The 15,169-nt window shown below is 74.3% G+C and carries 13 protein-coding genes; 4 read left to right on the top strand and 9 right to left on the bottom strand.

The genetic code is table 11. From position 1 onward, the window contains the following. Positions 1-162: 162 nt before the first annotated feature. Positions 163-357, bottom strand: coding sequence for a DUF3046 domain-containing protein (locus ACZ7GJ_RS36510; protein ID WP_365919773.1), 195 nt, complete (start codon positions 355-357; stop codon positions 163-165). An 80-nt stretch (positions 358-437) separates the two neighbouring features. On the opposite strand from ACZ7GJ_RS36510, the gene ACZ7GJ_RS36505 reads away from it, so the two are divergent. Next, on the top strand, positions 438-1,451 hold the full coding sequence (locus ACZ7GJ_RS36505; RefSeq protein WP_470758074.1) for a hypothetical protein: 1,014 nt from the start codon (positions 438-440) through the stop codon (positions 1,449-1,451). Here the strand turns inward: ACZ7GJ_RS36505 and ACZ7GJ_RS36500 are convergent. The 3 genes from ACZ7GJ_RS36500 to ACZ7GJ_RS36490 all read right to left on the bottom strand — a co-directional run bounded on the left by ACZ7GJ_RS36500 (position 1,420) and on the right by ACZ7GJ_RS36490 (position 3,338). Further along, the gene (locus ACZ7GJ_RS36500) at positions 1,420-1,728 is read right to left on the bottom strand and encodes an AzlD domain-containing protein (RefSeq protein ID WP_470758072.1); all 309 of its coding nucleotides are present in this window, start codon (positions 1,726-1,728) and stop codon (positions 1,420-1,422) included. The genes ACZ7GJ_RS36505 and ACZ7GJ_RS36500 overlap by 32 nt on opposite strands. Then, positions 1,725-2,426, bottom strand: coding sequence for an AzlC family ABC transporter permease (locus tag ACZ7GJ_RS36495; protein ID WP_470758070.1), 702 nt, complete (start codon positions 2,424-2,426; stop codon positions 1,725-1,727). Before ACZ7GJ_RS36495 ends, ACZ7GJ_RS36500 begins: the two co-directional genes overlap by 4 nt. 78 nt (positions 2,427-2,504) lie before the next feature. Next, the gene (locus ACZ7GJ_RS36490) at positions 2,505-3,338 is read right to left on the bottom strand and encodes an AraC family transcriptional regulator (protein WP_470758068.1); all 834 of its coding nucleotides are present in this window, start codon (positions 3,336-3,338) and stop codon (positions 2,505-2,507) included. Positions 3,339-3,418: 80 nt separating this feature from the next. Between ACZ7GJ_RS36490 and ACZ7GJ_RS36485 the strand changes: the two genes are divergently transcribed. From ACZ7GJ_RS36485 to ACZ7GJ_RS36475, 3 genes are all read left to right on the top strand, one after another. Then, positions 3,419-8,020 (top strand): ATP-dependent helicase, encoded by a 4,602-nt coding sequence (locus ACZ7GJ_RS36485; RefSeq protein WP_470758066.1) that lies wholly within the window; start codon positions 3,419-3,421, stop codon positions 8,018-8,020. A gap of 406 nt (positions 8,021-8,426) precedes the next feature. Next, complete coding sequence (locus ACZ7GJ_RS36480) at positions 8,427-9,239, top strand: DNA-formamidopyrimidine glycosylase family protein (protein ID WP_470758064.1); 813 nt, start codon at positions 8,427-8,429, stop codon at positions 9,237-9,239. A 53-nt stretch (positions 9,240-9,292) separates the two neighbouring features. Further along, on the top strand, positions 9,293-10,087 hold the full coding sequence (locus tag ACZ7GJ_RS36475; RefSeq protein ID WP_470758062.1) for an SDR family NAD(P)-dependent oxidoreductase: 795 nt from the start codon (positions 9,293-9,295) through the stop codon (positions 10,085-10,087). Between the two features lie 404 nt (positions 10,088-10,491). Here the strand turns inward: ACZ7GJ_RS36475 and ACZ7GJ_RS36470 are convergent, their stop codons facing one another. The 5 genes from ACZ7GJ_RS36470 to ACZ7GJ_RS36450 form a co-directional block, all read right to left on the bottom strand. Beyond that, positions 10,492-10,872, bottom strand: coding sequence for a helix-turn-helix domain-containing protein (locus tag ACZ7GJ_RS36470; protein ID WP_007266936.1), 381 nt, complete (start codon positions 10,870-10,872; stop codon positions 10,492-10,494). A 109-nt stretch (positions 10,873-10,981) separates the two neighbouring features. Beyond that, positions 10,982-11,524: a CinA family protein gene (locus tag ACZ7GJ_RS36465; RefSeq protein ID WP_470758060.1), complete on the bottom strand. Its 543-nt coding sequence runs from the start codon at positions 11,522-11,524 to the stop codon at positions 10,982-10,984. 26 nt (positions 11,525-11,550) lie between these two features. After that, positions 11,551-12,204 (bottom strand): CDP-diacylglycerol--glycerol-3-phosphate 3-phosphatidyltransferase, encoded by a 654-nt coding sequence (pgsA, locus tag ACZ7GJ_RS36460; protein WP_470758058.1) that lies wholly within the window; start codon positions 12,202-12,204, stop codon positions 11,551-11,553. Beyond that, positions 12,201-13,694 (bottom strand): 30S ribosomal protein S12 methylthiotransferase RimO, encoded by a 1,494-nt coding sequence (gene rimO, locus ACZ7GJ_RS36455; RefSeq protein ID WP_470758056.1) that lies wholly within the window; start codon positions 13,692-13,694, stop codon positions 12,201-12,203. Before rimO ends, pgsA begins: the two co-directional genes overlap by 4 nt. Before the next feature lie 149 nt (positions 13,695-13,843). Next, the gene (locus tag ACZ7GJ_RS36450) at positions 13,844-14,749 is read right to left on the bottom strand and encodes a helix-turn-helix domain-containing protein (RefSeq protein ID WP_470758054.1); all 906 of its coding nucleotides are present in this window, start codon (positions 14,747-14,749) and stop codon (positions 13,844-13,846) included. Positions 14,750-15,169 lie beyond the last annotated feature (420 nt).

Below are 15,169 nucleotides of genomic sequence, written 5' to 3'. Positions count from 1 at the left end.
TCCCCGGCGGCGGGCCCCCGGGCTCGCCGGGGGCTTCTGAGGGCTGGTCGGTCGTCTCTTCGGTGGCTGCCACGCCGCCAAGTCTGGCCCACCGGCGGCCCGGACCACGAGGAGCGGCTCAAGCCCGGCCGGTCCCGGCGAGGCGGCGCCCCTGCGGCACGGTCAGCGCAGCGAGCCCGGCACGTCCATCGCCGAACAGACCGCGCGCCACACGTCCTTGGTCTCCCAGCCCGCGTCGAGCGCCTCGTGGACGGTGCGTCCCCCGAGCTCCGTCATGACGTGGTCCCGCGCGAAGGAGTCCGCGTAGCCCTCGCCGAAGTGCTCGGCCATCCGCTCCCAGAAAATCGTCAACCGCATGCCTCCAGTATCCCGCCCCGGAGAGTGCACCCGCCCCGATCGTCCTGCGTCGGCGCACCACGGCGCCCTACGTTTCTCGCATGCCTGGAGACGAAGCTCCCCCGCCGGCCCCCGTGCCCGCGGCCCTACCGGCTCCGCTGGCCCGCGCCGAGCAGTTCATCTGGCTCACGGCCCGGGTGCTGGAGCAGCGGCGGTTCGCGTTCCACTTCCTCGGCGGGGACGCCGACCCGGTGGACACCGCCCTCGCCTCGTACCTCAACGGCGACGGCGGCTACGGGCACGCGCTCGACCCCGACCTGCGCGGACCGCTGAGCCAGCCCCTGCACACCGCGCACGCCCTGCGGATCCTGGACGGCCTGGGCCGCTGCGCCGGGCAGCGCATCGAGAGGCTCTGCCGCCACCTCACGCGGGTGTCCACCGCGGACGGCGCGCTGCCGGTGGTCTTCCCGGCCCCGCGCGGCTATCCCGCGGCCCCGTACCACCCCGTGCACGACGACCCGCCGAGCGAGCTGCTGACCACCGGCCCGGTCGTCGGGGTGCTGCACCGCAACCGGGTCTGGCACGCGTGGCTGTTCCGGGCGACGGACTTCTGCTGGGACCGGGTCGAGAACCTGAGCCACTCCCATCCGTACGAGGTCCAGAGCGCGGTGGCCTTCCTGGACGGCGTCCCCGACCGGGCGCGGGCGGCGGCGGCCGCGGACCGGCTGGGGCGGCTGGTGCGCGAGCAGCGCCTGGCCGTGCTGGAGCCGGGGCGGCGCGAGGAGTACCCGCCGCCCTCCGGGTACGCCCCCGGCGAGCACCTCTTCCCGTACGACTTCGCCCGGCGGCCGGAGTCCCTGGCCCGCGGCTGGTTCACGGACGCGGAGCTGGGCCGCTCGCTGGACTTCCTGGCCGCCGAGCAGCAGCCGGACGGCGGCTGGCCGGTGCGCCGCCGGGCATGGGCGCCGGGCAGCTCCCTGGAGCGGCGGCCGATCGCCACGCTGGAGGCGCTGCTGACCCTGCGCGCGTACGGGCGCCTGCCGGCCGGGACCGCTCCGGCCGGGGGCGGGGGCGGGACCGGGGTCAGCCGCCCAGGGCCCGTACCCCCGCGGTGACCACGACGGCGGCCGCGACCACGAGCAGGAACGGCGCCCGCAGCAGCAGCGCGAGCCCGGCGGCGGCGAGCCCGGCGGCTCGGGCGTCGACGACGAGGGCGGACCCGGTGCTGAAGGTCTGCTGGGCGGTGAGCGCGGCGAGCAGCGCGACCGGCAGCAGGGCGGAGAGCTTGCGCACGGCGGGCCGCTCCAGCGCCCCGGCGGGCACGAGCAGTCCGGCGAGCTTGACGGCGTAGCAGCCGAGGACGGTGAGTCCGATGGCGATCCAGACGTTCACGAGCGGCGTCCCTTCATCCAGAGCACGGCGGGCGCGGCCAGCGCGGCGATCAGCACCGGCACCCCGGCGGGCAGCACGGGCAGGAACCCGAGCCCCAGAACCAGCGCGAGCGCGGCCACGGCCCGCTCGGTGGCGGACTTCAGCATCGGCGCGAGCAGGGCGAGGAAGACGGCGGGCCCGGCGGCGTCCAGCCCCCAGGCGGCGGTGTCCCCGATGGCCTCGGCACCGAGCGCACCCAGCAGGGTGGTCAGGTTCCACAGGACGTAGAGGCTCAGCCCGGTGACGGTGAAGCCGAGCCGGGCCGACTTGCGGTCGGGCTGGGCGAGGGCCACGGCGGTGGTCTCGTCGATCACCCAGTGCGCGGCGAGGGGGCGCACGGCGCGGGGCAGCGCGAGCAGCTGCGAGAGCCGCAGCCCGTAGAAGGCGTTGCGGGTCCCGAGGAAGAAGGCCCCGGCGGCGGCGGTGAAGGGGTTGCCGCCCGCGGCCAGCGCCCCGACCAGCGCGAACTGCGAGGCTCCGGTGAAGACGAGCAGGCTCAGCACGCAGGCCTGCAGCACACTGACCCCGGACCCGGCCGCGGTCACCCCGAACGCGAACCCGGACAGCCCGACGGCCACCCCGACCCCGAGCGCGTCCCGCACGACGGCGGCCCGCGGCCGCCCTGTGACGGCCCCGCCGGGGGCCTCCTGTATCACCATCTGATGTTCTCCCACGCCCCGAACGTACGCAGGCGGGGGCACCCGGGTCTTGTACGTTCTTGCGCGCGCCGCCGTGGACTAGGGGATGCGCGCCCGCCGGTAGGCGCCCGGCGGGACCCCCACGATCCGGGTGAAGTGCCGGTTCAGGTGCGGCTGGTCGGTGAAGCCGACCGCGAGGGCCGCCTCCGCCGGCGCGGTGCCCGCGTCGAGCAGCCGGCGCGCCCGCCGGACCCGGGCATCGGTCAGCCAGGTGTGCGGCGGCATCCCGTACTGCTCCCGGAAGGCCCGCAACAGCGCGAACGGGCTCGTGCCCAGCTCCGCCGCGAGCTGCTCCAGCGACGGCGGCTGCGCCATCCGCTCCTCCAGCACGGCCCGGGCCCGCACGGCGTCGTCGGCGCCCGCGCGCCGCGTCGTACGGGCGGGCAGCGGGCCCGCGTGCCGGCTGAGCATCCGCGCGACCACACCGCGCAGCAGCGTGTCGGCGGCCAGCGCGTTCCCCGCCTCCGCGGCCCGGTGCACCTCGGCTATGGCCCGCGAGCCCTGCGCGTCGGCGACCATGTCGGCGGTGAAGCCCGGGGTCCCGCGCAGGGTGCCGATCTCGGCGGCGACCTCGGTGATCAGCTCCCGGGAGGGGTAGAGGGTGGCGTACGCCCAGCCCTCGGGCACCCCGGCGCGCGCGGAGTGCGGCACCTCGGGGTTGATCAGGACCACGCTGCCCGGCCCGGCCCGCACGGTGGTGCCGGGCAGGCCGATCTCCTCGATGCCGCCGGTGACGGCCGCGATGACGTACCCGTCGTGCGCGTGGCGAGGGAAGGTGTGGCGTACGTAGTGGGCGCGCAGCAGGTCCAGCCCGGGCAGTTCCGCGTACTGCCAGTGCCGGGCCCACTCCCCGCGCCCCTCGTCCGTCCCCATCCCCCCATTCTGCGCCCCGCCGGGCAGGGGTGTTCTCGCAGCTCCGGCCCGTTGTCAGTGGCCGGGTGCACGATGGGGGCATGTCCGGTACCGCGCTCGATTCGTTCTCCCCCGCGACCCGCTCCTGGTTCACGGGGGCCTTCGTCAGGCCCACCTCCGCGCAGGAGGGCGCCTGGCGGGCGATCGGACAGGGCTCGGACGTGCTCGTCGTGGCGCCCACCGGTTCCGGCAAGACCCTGGCCGCGTTCCTGGCGGCCCTCGACCAGCTCGCCTCGACCCCGCCCCCGGCCGAGGCGAAGAAGCGCTGCCGCGTGCTGTATGTGTCCCCGCTGAAGGCCCTGGCGGTGGACGTGGAGCGCAATCTGCGCAGCCCGCTGACCGGAATCCGGCAGGAGTCGGTGCGCCTCGGACTGCCCGAGCCGCAGATCCGGGTCGGGATCCGCTCCGGTGACACCCCGCCCGCCGAGCGCCGGGCGCTGTCCACGCGCCCGCCGGACATCCTGATCACCACGCCCGAGTCGCTGTTCCTGATGCTGACCTCGGCCGCGCGCGAGGCCCTGTCGGGGATCGAGACGGTGATCCTGGACGAGGTGCATGCGGTGGCCGGGACCAAGCGCGGCGCCCATCTGGCCCTCTCCCTGGAGCGGTTGGACGAGCTGCTGCCGCGCCCGGCCCGCCGGATCGGACTGTCGGCGACGGTCCGTCCGGTCGACGAGGTGGCCCGGTACCTCGCACCGCGCGGCAAGGTGGAGATCGTCCAGCCGCCGTCGACCAAGGAGTTCGACCTCTCGGTCGTCGTCCCGGTCCAGGACATGGGCGAGTTGGGCGGCTCCCCCGCCACCGAGGGCCGCGAGGGCGGCGACAAGCCGTCGATCTGGCCGCATGTCGAGGAGCGGATCGCGGACCTGGTGCAGGCCCACCGCTCCACCATCGTCTTCGCCAACTCCCGCCGGCTCGCGGAGCGGCTCTGCAACCGGCTGAACGAGATCGCGTACGAGCGGGCGATGGGCGAGAAGCTGGACGGCGGCTCGACGGGCGGTGCGCCGCCGGCCGAGATCATGGCCCAGTCGGGCGCCGCCCACGGCGCCCCGCCGCTGCTGGCCCGCGCGCACCACGGCTCGGTGTCCAAGGAGCAGCGGGCGCTGGTGGAGGAGGATCTGAAGGCCGGCCGGCTGCCCGCCGTGGTCGCCACCTCCAGTCTCGAACTGGGCATCGACATGGGCGCGGTGGACCTGGTGGTGCAGGTGGAGTCCCCGCCGTCGGTGGCCTCCGGGCTCCAGCGCGTGGGCCGGGCCGGGCACCAGGTGGGCGCCGTCTCCACCGGGGTGGTCTTCCCCAAGTACCGCGGCGACCTCGTCCAGGCCGCCGTGGTCACCGAGCGGATGCGCACCGGCTCGATCGAGTCCCTGCGGATCCCCTCCAATCCCCTCGACGTCCTCGCGCAGCAGCTCGTCGCGATGACCGCGATGGACACCTGGCAGCTGGACGACCTCCTCGCGCTGGTCCGGCGGGCGGCGCCCTTCGCCGCGCTGCCGGAGTCGGCCTTCACGGCGGTCCTGGACATGCTCGCGGGCCGCTATCCGTCGGACGCGTTCGCCGAGCTCAGACCCCGGGTGGTGTGGGACCGCGTGGCCGGCACGATCACCGGCCGGCCTGGCGCCCAACGCCTGGCGGTCACCTCCGGCGGCACCATCCCGGACCGCGGCCTCTTCGGCGTCTTCCTCGCGGGATCGGACCCGAAGAAGGGCGGTGGCCGCGTCGGGGAGCTCGATGAGGAGATGGTCTACGAGTCCCGCGTGGGCGACGTGTTCACCCTGGGCACCACCTCCTGGCGCATCGAGGACATCACCCGCGACCGGGTCCTGGTCACCCCCGCCCCCGGAGTGCCGGGCCGGCTGCCGTTCTGGAAGGGCGACCAGCTCGGCCGCCCCCTCGAACTGGGCCGCGCGGTCGGCGCGTTCCTGCGCGAGCTCGGCGGCCTCACCGCGCAGGACGCCCGGCTGCGCCTGCTGGCGGCCGGCCTCGACGCCTGGGCCGCGGAGAACGTACTGGCGTACCTCTCCGAGCAGCGCGAGGCCTGCGGGCACGTCCCCGACGACCGGACCATCGTGGTCGAGCGCTTCCGCGACGAGCTCGGCGACTGGCGGGTCGTGGTCCACTCCCCCTTCGGCGCGCAGGTGCACGCCCCGTGGGCGCTGGCGCTGGGCGCCCGCCTCGCCGAGAAGTACGGCATGGACGCGCAGGTGATGCATGCCGACGACGGCATCGTGCTGCGCCTGCCGGACGCGGACCTGCTGTCCATGGACCTCTTGGACCACGACCCCTCCCGCACGGCCACCTTCGAGTTCGATGACGAACAGGCCCCGCTGGGCGCGGCTGACGTCGCCTTCGACCACGGCGACGTCAGCCAGATCGTCACCGACCAGGTGGGCGGCTCCGCACTGTTCGCCTCCCGCTTCCGCGAGTGCGCGGCGCGCGCCCTGCTGCTGCCGCGCCGCAATCCGGGCAAGCGCACCCCACTGTGGCAGCAGCGCCAGCGCGCCTCCCAGCTGCTCCAGGTGGCCTCGGAGTTCGGCTCGTTCCCGATCGTGCTGGAGGCCGTACGCGAATGCCTCCAGGACGTCTTCGACGTGCCCGGCCTGACCGAGCTGATGGGCGACATCGAGGCGCGCCGGATCCGCCTCGTCGAGGTCACCACCGCAGAACCCTCCCCCTTCGCCCGCTCCCTCCTCTTCGGGTACGTCGCCCAGTTCCTCTACGAGGGCGACTCGCCGCTCGCCGAGCGCAGGGCGGCGGCGCTGTCCCTGGACTCCCGGCTGCTGGCCGAACTGCTCGGCCAGGCGGAGCTGCGCGAGCTGCTCGACGCGCAGGTGCTGGAGGAGCTGGAGCGGGAGCTCCAGTGGCTGACGGAGGACCGGCGGGCCCGGGACGCCGAGTCGGTGGCCGACCTGCTGCGCCTGCTGGGCCCGCTCACCTCCGGGGAACTGGCCGGGCGCGGCGCGGACCCGTCCTGGGCCGAGGCCCTGTCGGCGGCCCGCCGGGCCATCCGGGTGCGGATCGGCGGCCTCGACCACTGGGCGGCGATCGAGGACGCGGGCCGACTGCGGGACGCTCTGGGCACCGCCCTGCCCGTGGGGGTCCCGGAGGCGTTCACCGAGCCGGTCAAGGACCCGCTGGGCGACCTCCTCGCCCGGTACGCCCGTACCCACGGGCCGTTCACGACGGCCGCCGTCGCCGCCCGTTTCGGCCTGGGCGCGGCGGTGACGGACGGCGCGCTGCATCGGCTGGCGGCGGCCGGGCGCGTGGTCCAGGGCGAGTTCCACCCGGCGGGCATCGGCCAGGAGTGGTGCGACGCCACCGTGCTGCGCAGGCTGCGCCGCCGCTCGCTGGCCGCGCTGCGCCAGGAGCTGGAACCGGTCCCGCCGACCTCTCTGGCCACCTTCCTCCCGCAGTGGCAGCACCTGGGCGGGGCGCTGCGCGGCATCGACGGCCTGGCCCGCGCGATCGAGCAGCTCCAGGGCGCCCCGGTGCCGGCCTCGGCGCTGGAGCGGCTGATCCTCCCGTCCCGGGTCGCGGGGTACTCCCCGAACCTGCTGGACGAGCTCACCGCCTCGGGCGAGGTGGTCTGGGCCGGCGCGGGCGCCCTGCCGGGCAAGGACGGCTGGATCTCCCTCTACCTGGCCGAAGCGGCACCCCTGCTGCTGCCGCCGGCGCACCCGCTGGAGCTGAGCCCGCTCCACCAGGCCGTCCTCGACTCCCTCGCCGGGGGTTACGGCCTGTTCTTCCGCCAGATCACCGATTCCGTCCGAGCCCGCCACCCCGAGGCCTCGGACCTGGACCTGTCCTCGACCCTGTGGGACCTGGCCTGGTCGGGGCGGCTCACCAACGACACCCTGTCCCCGCTGCGCTCCCTCCTCGGCTCGGGCCGCACCGCGGGCGCCACCGCGCACCGCGCGAGGCGCACGATCCCGCGCGGCCGCTACGGCACGCTCAGCCCGACCGTCTCCCGTACCGGTCCGCCCACCGTCGCCGGGCGGTGGTCCCTCCTCCCGGCCGCCGCCCCCGACCCGACCCACCGCGCGCACGCGCTGGCCCGCACACTGCTGGACCGCCACGGCGTCGTCACGCGCGGGGCGGTCGCGGCCGAGGGGGTCGAGGGCGGCTTCAGCGCGGTCTACCGGATCCTGTCGGCGTTCGAGGACAGCGGCCAGGCCCGCCGGGGCTACGTGGTCGAGGGGCTGGGCGCGGCGCAGTTCGCGATGGACGGCGCGGTGGACCGGCTCCGGGCCGCCGAGCGGACGCCGCCCCCGCTGGCGGCGGTGGTCCTGGCGGCCGCCGACCCCGCGAACGCGTACGGCGCGGCCCTGCCCTGGCCGGAGCCCCCGGCGGGCGCCACCCACAAGCCGGGCCGCAAGGCCGGCTCCCTCGTCGTCCTGGTGGACGGCGAGCTCACCCTCTACCTGGAACGCGGCGGCAAGACCCTCCTGGCCTGGCCCGAAGCCGACGACCCCCGCCTGACGGCAGCCGTGACGGCCCTCGCCACCGCCTCCCGCGCGGGCACCCTCCCCTCCCTCACGGTGGAACGCATCAACGCCACCCCCTCCCTCACCTCCCCCCTGGGCCGCCCCCTGGAATCCGCAGGCTTCCACGCCACCCCCCGCGGCCTCCGCCTCCGCCCCTAACCTCCGGCGGCCACCCGGGCGGGCGCTACGGGGACCCGCCCCCGGCAACGGAGCCCCCGCGCAGGGGCGCGCAGCCGGGGGCTCCGGCCAGGGCAGTCCCCCACGGGGACCCGCCGACCGCCGGCCCAACCAACCCCGGACACAGCACCCCGAGTCCAAGCCCCCCCGGGACCCGAGCCCGGGCGGCCGCACCGCCGCGCCCCGCTGTGGGGGGAGCGGCGGGCAGGGGTGCGCCGGGAGACGGCGGCGGCCGCCGCCGACGGGGCACGGGTGCGCCCGGGCCCGGTGGCGGGCGCCAGCGAGGCCCGGGACGCGGAGCCCCGGGCGCGAAGCCCGGGCCCGGTGGCGGGCGCCAGCGGGTGCCGTCGCGCCGCATCCTGGAGCCGAGCGGAGCGACAATGGCGGCATGCCCGAAGGAGACAGCGTCTGGCGCGCAGCGGCCCGGCTCCACGACGCCCTGGCGGGCCACCGCCTCACGCGCTCGGACCTCCGTACCCCCCGCCTCGCCACGGTCGACCTCACCGCCCGCACCACCCTCAGCGTGGTCCCCCGGGGCAAACACCTCCTGGCGCGGTTCACGGGTAACGGCGACGCCGCCGGCGGACTCACCCTCCACAGCCACCTCCGCATGGACGGCGCCTGGCACGTGTTCCCCGCGGGAGCGAAATGGCGGGGCGGCCCCGCCCACGAGATCCGCGCCATCCTCGGCACCGAGACGCACACCGCCGTCGGCTACCGCCTCCCCGTCCTCGAACTGATCCGCACCGCCGACGAGGCCAACGCCGTCGGCCACCTCGGCCCCGACCTGCTCGGCCCGGACTGGGACCCCGACAAGGCCGCGGCCAACCTCGCCGCCGCCCCCGAGCGCCCCCTCGGCGAGGCCCTGCTCGACCAGCGCAACCTCGCCGGGATCGGCAACATCTACAAGTGCGAGCTCTGCTTCCTCGCCCAGGTCACCCCCTGGACCCCCGTCGGCGCGCTCCCGCAGACCACGCTCCCCCGCCTGGCCGCCGCCGCGCACCGGCTGCTCGCCGCGAACATCACCGGCCCGTACCCCCGCCGCAACACCACCGGCAGCCGCCGCCCCGGCCAGGACCTCTTCGTCTACGGCCGCGCCCACCGCCCCTGCCTGCGCTGCGGCACACCCGTCCGCGAGGCCCCCCAGGACGCCCGGCCCACGTACTGGTGCCCCCGCTGCCAGTCCGGCCCTACGCCGTAGCCGCGGCCCCACACCCGTTGACGGTCCGTCAGATACGGCCGTACGGTCCCGCCATGCCCACACCCACCGCACAGCCCACCGCAAGGCCCGCCGCCTCGTACGACCTCTCCGGCCGCAGCGCCCTCGTCACCGGCGCCGCCAGCGGCATCGGCCGCGCCACCGCCGTGCTCCTCGCCGAGGCCGGCGCGCACGTGCACTGCGCCGACCGTGACGAGCAGGGCCTGGCCGAGACGGCCGCCCTGATCACCAAGGCCGGCGGCGCCGCCACCGTCCACGCCCTCGACGTGACCGACCGGGCCCGCGTCAGGGAAGCCGTCGCGGCGGCCGGTCCGCTCGACATCGCCGCCGCGATAGCCGGGGTCATGCACACCAGCAGCGTCCTGGAGACCGCCGACGAGGACCTCGACCGGATCCTGGACATCAATTTCAAGGGGGTGCTCCGCACCTGCCAGGAGGCCGCCCGCTCCATGATCGCCGCGGGCCGCCCGGGCTCGATCGTCACCATGGCCTCCGGCGCCGTGGACGCCGCCCAGCCCGGCCTGCTCTGCTACAGCGCCGCCAAGGCCGCCGTAGTCCAGCTCACGAAGACCCTGGCCACCGAGGCCGGTCCGCACGGCATCCGCGTCAACGCCGTCGCGCCCGGCTGGATCCGCACTCCGATGACCGGCCGCCACAGCCCCGAGGTCCAGGAGCAGACGGAGGCGGCGATGACCCGGATGTCCCCGCTGCGCCGGGTCGGCGAGCCCGAGGACATCGCCCAGGCCGTGCTCTACCTCGCCTCGGACGCCTCGTCCTTCATGACGGGCCAGATTCTTCGCCCGAACGGTGGAGTGTCGATGCCCTGGTAGCCGCCTCCCCGCCGGCTCCCGCCCCCCGCCACGAGCCTGCCGGCCGAGACCCCCGACGCGCCCCCGACCCCCGACCCGGCCCCGGCCGGCAGTGCACCGGCAGCACCCCCAGCCCCCACCCGCCGACCGCCACCGCGCCCTCCACGGGCCCGGAGTCCGCGGGCTCCAGCACCAGCCGCAGCACGGCCCACCACCACAGGACTCCCACCGCCAGTGCGAGGGCCAGGCCCGCAGGTATACGTTGCAACCGCCGCACGGCCACCTCCAGGGGCCGGGTACCCGGACTGGCCCATCCTCCCGCACCCCCTCGGCCCTCGCACCCAGAACGGCCGGGAGCCCCGGCCGGTGCGTCAGGCACCGGCCGGGGCTCCGGCCACACTCACACGCTCACGCAATCGCGCGACTCACGCGGCTACGACATTCACCGCTTCCACGGGCGCCTTGATGGTCACCCGCTCCGGGCCACCCGTGACCGAGGCCACGGATACCGAATTGAGCATCGGGCGGACCGGCGCAGGCACCGGTTCGCTTGCCGCGGCCGACTGTGCCAGCTCCGCCAGCGACAGCTCGTCGCTGACTTCGCGCATCAGCTCGGACATCCGTACGTCAAGCGCGTCGCAGATCGCGGAGAGCAGCTCGGAGGATGCCTCCTTCTGCCCCCGCTCCACCTCGGAGAGATAGCCGAGCGAAACTCGGGCGGACGAGGAGACTTCGCGCAGAGTACGGCCCTGGCGCTGGCGCTGCCGACGCAGCACGTCACCCAGCAGGCGACGGAGCAGAATCATCGGTGGCTCCCTCCTCTGACCGTGTAGCCGTAACCTTCACGCCCCACCGTACCGCCTCGCGCCGCGGCCGTGCGGGGAGCGATGTCGTGTTCACTCAGGGCTGCAAACATCAAATCCCCCCGTTCTGTTCCGTATCCTGCCCCCGCAGATTCTCGCGGAGTTCGCTCGAGAGAAGTTCGAGCACTGTCCGTGCACTCTCCCTACGGATTTCCGCGCGGGAGCCGTTCAACCTCAGCCGGGCGGTTTTCCTGCCTGCCGGACCCGCCACGGCGATGAAAACCGTGCCCACCGGCTGCCCGTCCTGGGGGTCGGGACCGGCCACTCCGGTCGTCGCGATGCCCCACGAGGCGCCCAGCGCCCGGCGCACCCCGGCCGCCATCTCCTCCGCGACCTGCGCGTTCACCGCGCCTTCGGCCGCCAGCAGCGCGGCGTCCACCCCCAGCAGCCGGTGCTTGAGCTCCGTCGCGTACGCCGTGACCGAACCGCGGAAGGACCGCGAGGCCCCGGGGACGGATGTGAGCACCGCGGCCACTATCCCGCCGGTCAGCGACTCCGCCACGGCGAGCGTCTCGTCACTCTCCGCGAGGATCCGCAGGACGTCCGCGGCGACCGCTTCTGCGGCCGTGAGATTCCGCTCTGCCTCACGGGCCACTGCAGAATCCCCCGCCCCGTCCGTCACTACGCGGCTCGCTCCGCGTCCAGGCCCTTGCGCCGGAGCACCACGGCCTGGCGGATGTAGTCCAAACCGGTGACGACGGTCAGCACGACCGCCACCGCCATCACCCAGAAGCGCAGGGTCGCGAGCGGTCCGGTCAGTGCGAGCACGTACATGCCCACCGCCGTCCCCTGCGCCAGGGTCTTGAGCTTGCCGCCCCGGCTGGCCGGAATCACTCCGTACCGGATGACCCAGAAACGCATCAGCGTGATCCCGAGTTCCCGCCCGAGGATCACACCGGTCACCCACCAGGGCAGGTCGCCGAGCCACGACAGACACACCAGAGCCGACCCCATGATCGCCTTGTCGGCGATGGGGTCGGCGATCTTCCCGAAGTCCGTGACCAGGTTGTACGTACGGGCGAGGTGCCCGTCGAAGATGTCCGTGATCATGGCGACGGCGAACGCCGCCCAGGCCAGCGCCCGCCAGACGGGGTCGTAGCCCCCGTCGGCGAGCAGCAGCAGGACGAATCCCGGCACCAGGACGAGCCGGATCATCGTCAGGATGTTGGCGATGTTCCACAGGCTGGCCTGATTGACCGCCGCAGCCCCCAGCTTCGCGCCGGGCGCGGGCCGGCGGCCGGTCCCGCCCGCCGCAGATGCCGGGACTCCGGTCATCCGGCCGCCTCCTCAAATTCCAGGTCCAGGGGCTCGGCCACGAGGTCCACGCCCAGCGTGCCGACCACCTTGGCCGTCACGATACGTCCGGGGACCAGACCGGTGCCGTCGGTGAAGACGACCTGGCCGTCGGTCTCGGGCGCCTGGTGGGCGGCGCGCCCGTAGGCACCCTCGCCCTCCTCGGCCTCGTCGAAGGGGACGACCGTCTCGACGAGTACCTCCAGGGTCTCCCCGATGCGCTCCTCCGCGCGCTGCGAGGTGAGCTCCTCGGCGAGCCGCTGCATGTGCGCGAGCCGCTCGGCGATGGTGTCCTCGTCCAGCTTGTGGTCGTAGGTGACCGCCTCGGTGCCGTCCTCGTCCGAGTAGCCGAAGACGCCGATGGCATCCAGCCGCGCGTGGGTGAGGAAACGCTCCAGCTCGGCGAAGTCCGACTCCTTCTCGCCGGGGAAGCCGACGATGAAGTTGGACCGGACGCCGGCCTGCGGGGCCTTGGAGCGGATGGTGTCCAGCAGCTCCAGGAACCGGTCGGTGTCACCGAAGCGGCGCATGGCGCGCAGCACGTCGGGGGCCGAGTGCTGGAAGGAGAGGTCGAAGTACGGCACGACCTTGGGGGTCGAGGTCAGTACGTCGATCAGGCCGGGCCGCATCTCGGCGGGCTGCAGGTAGCTGACGCGGACGCGCTCGATGCCGTCCACCTCGGCCAGCTCGGGCAGCAGGGTCTCCAGCAGGCGGATGTCGCCGAGGTCCTTGCCGTACGAGGTGTTGTTCTCGGAGACCAGCATGATCTCCTTGACGCCCTGCTCGGCGAGCCAGCGCGTCTCGCCCAGCACGTCGCTGGGGCGGCGGGAGATGAAGGAGCCGCGGAAGGACGGGATGGCGCAGAAGGAGCAGCGCCGGTCACAGCCGGAGGCCAGCTTGACCGAGGCGACCGGGCTCTTGTCGAGGCGGCGGCGCAGCGGCGCGCGCGGCCCGGAGGCGGGCGCGAGCCCGTCCGGCAGGTCGGCGGGCGCCTCGGCGGGCTCCTGCGCGTGGCCGGGAAGTGCCACCTCGGCGTCCTGGCGGGCCGCGGGGCTGATCGGCAGCAGCTTGCGCCGGTCGCGCGGGGTGTGGGAGGCGTGGATGCCGCCGTTGAGGATGGTCTGGAGGCGGTCGGAGATGTCGGCGTAGTCGTCGAAGCCGAGGACCCCGTCGGCCTCGGGAAGCGCTTCGGCGAGTTCCTTGCCGTAGCGCTCGGCCATACAGCCGACGGCGACGACGGCCTGGGTCTTGCCGTGATCCTTGAGATCGTTGGCTTCCAGCAGGGCGTCTACGGAGTCCTTTTTGGCGGCTTCGACGAAGCCACAGGTGTTGACGACGGCTACGTCCGCATCGGCGGCGTCCTCGACGAGCTCCCAGCCATCCGCCGCCAAGCGGCCTGCGAGCTCCTCCGAGTCCACCTCGTTACGGGCGCAGCCAAGAGTGACAAGGGCGACGGTACGGCGTTCGGGCATGGACTCAAGACTACTTCGTCCCGGCGTCGGCCCCTCCCCCAAGTCCCGCCGGAGCACCGGCACAGCAAGATCCCCGGGGTGCGGCGCGGCACCCCGGGGATCCGGAATCACAGCTTCAGCGCCTGGAGGGCGCCCGGGCCAAGGCCAGGTCAGCCTGCCTGGGCCGGTCCCTGACGCGGATCGTCCTTGGTGTATGTGAGGCGTTCCACCTGACCCGGCTGGAATTCGTCCTGGATCTCCTTGCCGTTCACGAAGAGCTTCACGACCCCGGCATCGCCGAGCACCAGGTCGATGGACTCCTTGTCGGTGAAGGTCTTCGACTCGCCCTGCGCGAGGGTTCCGTCGAAGAGCAGACGGCCGCTGTGGTCCTTCGCCGAGATCCAGCTCTCGCCGGTGTCGGCCGTCAGGACGACCGTGACGAGGTCCTTGGGCGCGGCGGCGATGGCACTGTCCGAAGGCTCCGGCTTGGGGGCCTGCGGCTGCTGCGGGGTCTGCTGGGGCGTGCCGGACGGCTTGCCGCCGGACTGCTTGGGTGCGGGCTGCGGGGAGACGGAACCTTCCGCCACCGGCCGCTTCGCCTTCTCGTCGCCGCCGCCGAAGGCCGTGAAGCCGACGAAGCCGATCACCGCGACGATGGCGGCGACCATGGCGGCGGTCCAGTTGGGCCGCTGCCGTTCGGGGCGGATCCGCTCGGCATCGAACATGGGTGCGGCGGGTGTGGGTGCCGGCCGGCCTCCGTGGGCCGCGTCGTACCTCTCGATCAGGGGTGCAGGATCGAGGTGCACGGCGCGGGAGATCGTACGGATGTGGCCGCGGGCGTAGACGTCGCCGCCGCACCGCGTGAAGTCGTCGTCCTCGATCGCGTGCACGATCGGGATGCGCACGCGGGTGGCGGAACTGACCTCGTCGACGGTGAGCCCGGCGGCGATCCGGGCCTTCTTGAGGGCCGTCCCGATGGACGGCTCTTCGACGGAACGCTCGACGATGCGGTCCTCGGACCGGTCGTCGGTCGAAGGCCGCTCTTCTTCGGGGGAGTTGGAGTTGCCGATGGACACGTGGGCGCCTTTCGAGCGTGTAGCCACCTGCTGGATGTCCAGTCTAGGGGGGGTACGAAAGGGTGGAGCAACCGGAGGGTGGACTTCCTACGCCATCCGAATGGTGACCGGACGCCCGCACCGGTGCGGCGGCCCGACCCCGCACGTGGTGCCGCGCGTGGTTCCGTACGACGCGGCCGCCCGGGGTCCTGTAGGGCCCCGTACGCCCGGCCGCGGCTGGGCCGCCGCCTTGCTCAACTGGACGCGGGCCCAACGGAAACGGTTGCCCGCCCAACCTTTCCGGTCACAGCACTGGGGGGGGGGGGGGGGGGGGGGGGGGGGGGGGGGGGGGGGGGGGGGGGGGGGGGGGGGGGGGGGGGGGGGGGGGGGGGGAGGGGGAGGGAGGGGGGATGAGCTTTACATAATGTATCGTTAATGCGC

The sequence above is a fragment of the Streptomyces sp. NPDC037242 genome, from assembly GCF_055604165.1.
This window is presented reverse-complemented; position numbering and strand designations above follow the sequence as displayed.

What these genes read in the sequence shown, in the direction of transcription:
- ACZ7GJ_RS36490 (WP_470758068.1), bottom strand. Translation starts at nt 3,338, where the DNA reads ATGGGGACGGACGAGGGGCGCGGGGAGTGGGCCCGGCACTGGCAGTAC.
- ACZ7GJ_RS36480 (WP_470758064.1), top strand. Translation starts at nt 8,427, where the DNA reads ATGCCCGAAGGAGACAGCGTCTGGCGCGCAGCGGCCCGGCTCCACGAC.
- ACZ7GJ_RS36485 (WP_470758066.1), top strand. Translation starts at nt 3,419, where the DNA reads ATGTCCGGTACCGCGCTCGATTCGTTCTCCCCCGCGACCCGCTCCTGG.
- ACZ7GJ_RS36475 (WP_470758062.1), top strand. Translation starts at nt 9,293, where the DNA reads ATGCCCACACCCACCGCACAGCCCACCGCAAGGCCCGCCGCCTCGTAC.
- ACZ7GJ_RS36495 (WP_470758070.1), bottom strand. Translation starts at nt 2,426, where the DNA reads ATGGTGATACAGGAGGCCCCCGGCGGGGCCGTCACAGGGCGGCCGCGG.
- pgsA (WP_470758058.1), bottom strand. Translation starts at nt 12,204, where the DNA reads ATGACCGGAGTCCCGGCATCTGCGGCGGGCGGGACCGGCCGCCGGCCC.
- ACZ7GJ_RS36505 (WP_470758074.1), top strand. Translation starts at nt 438, where the DNA reads ATGCCTGGAGACGAAGCTCCCCCGCCGGCCCCCGTGCCCGCGGCCCTA.
- rimO (WP_470758056.1), bottom strand. Translation starts at nt 13,694, where the DNA reads ATGCCCGAACGCCGTACCGTCGCCCTTGTCACTCTTGGCTGCGCCCGT.
- ACZ7GJ_RS36470 (WP_007266936.1), bottom strand. Translation starts at nt 10,872, where the DNA reads ATGATTCTGCTCCGTCGCCTGCTGGGTGACGTGCTGCGTCGGCAGCGC.
- ACZ7GJ_RS36510 (WP_365919773.1), bottom strand. Translation starts at nt 357, where the DNA reads ATGCGGTTGACGATTTTCTGGGAGCGGATGGCCGAGCACTTCGGCGAG.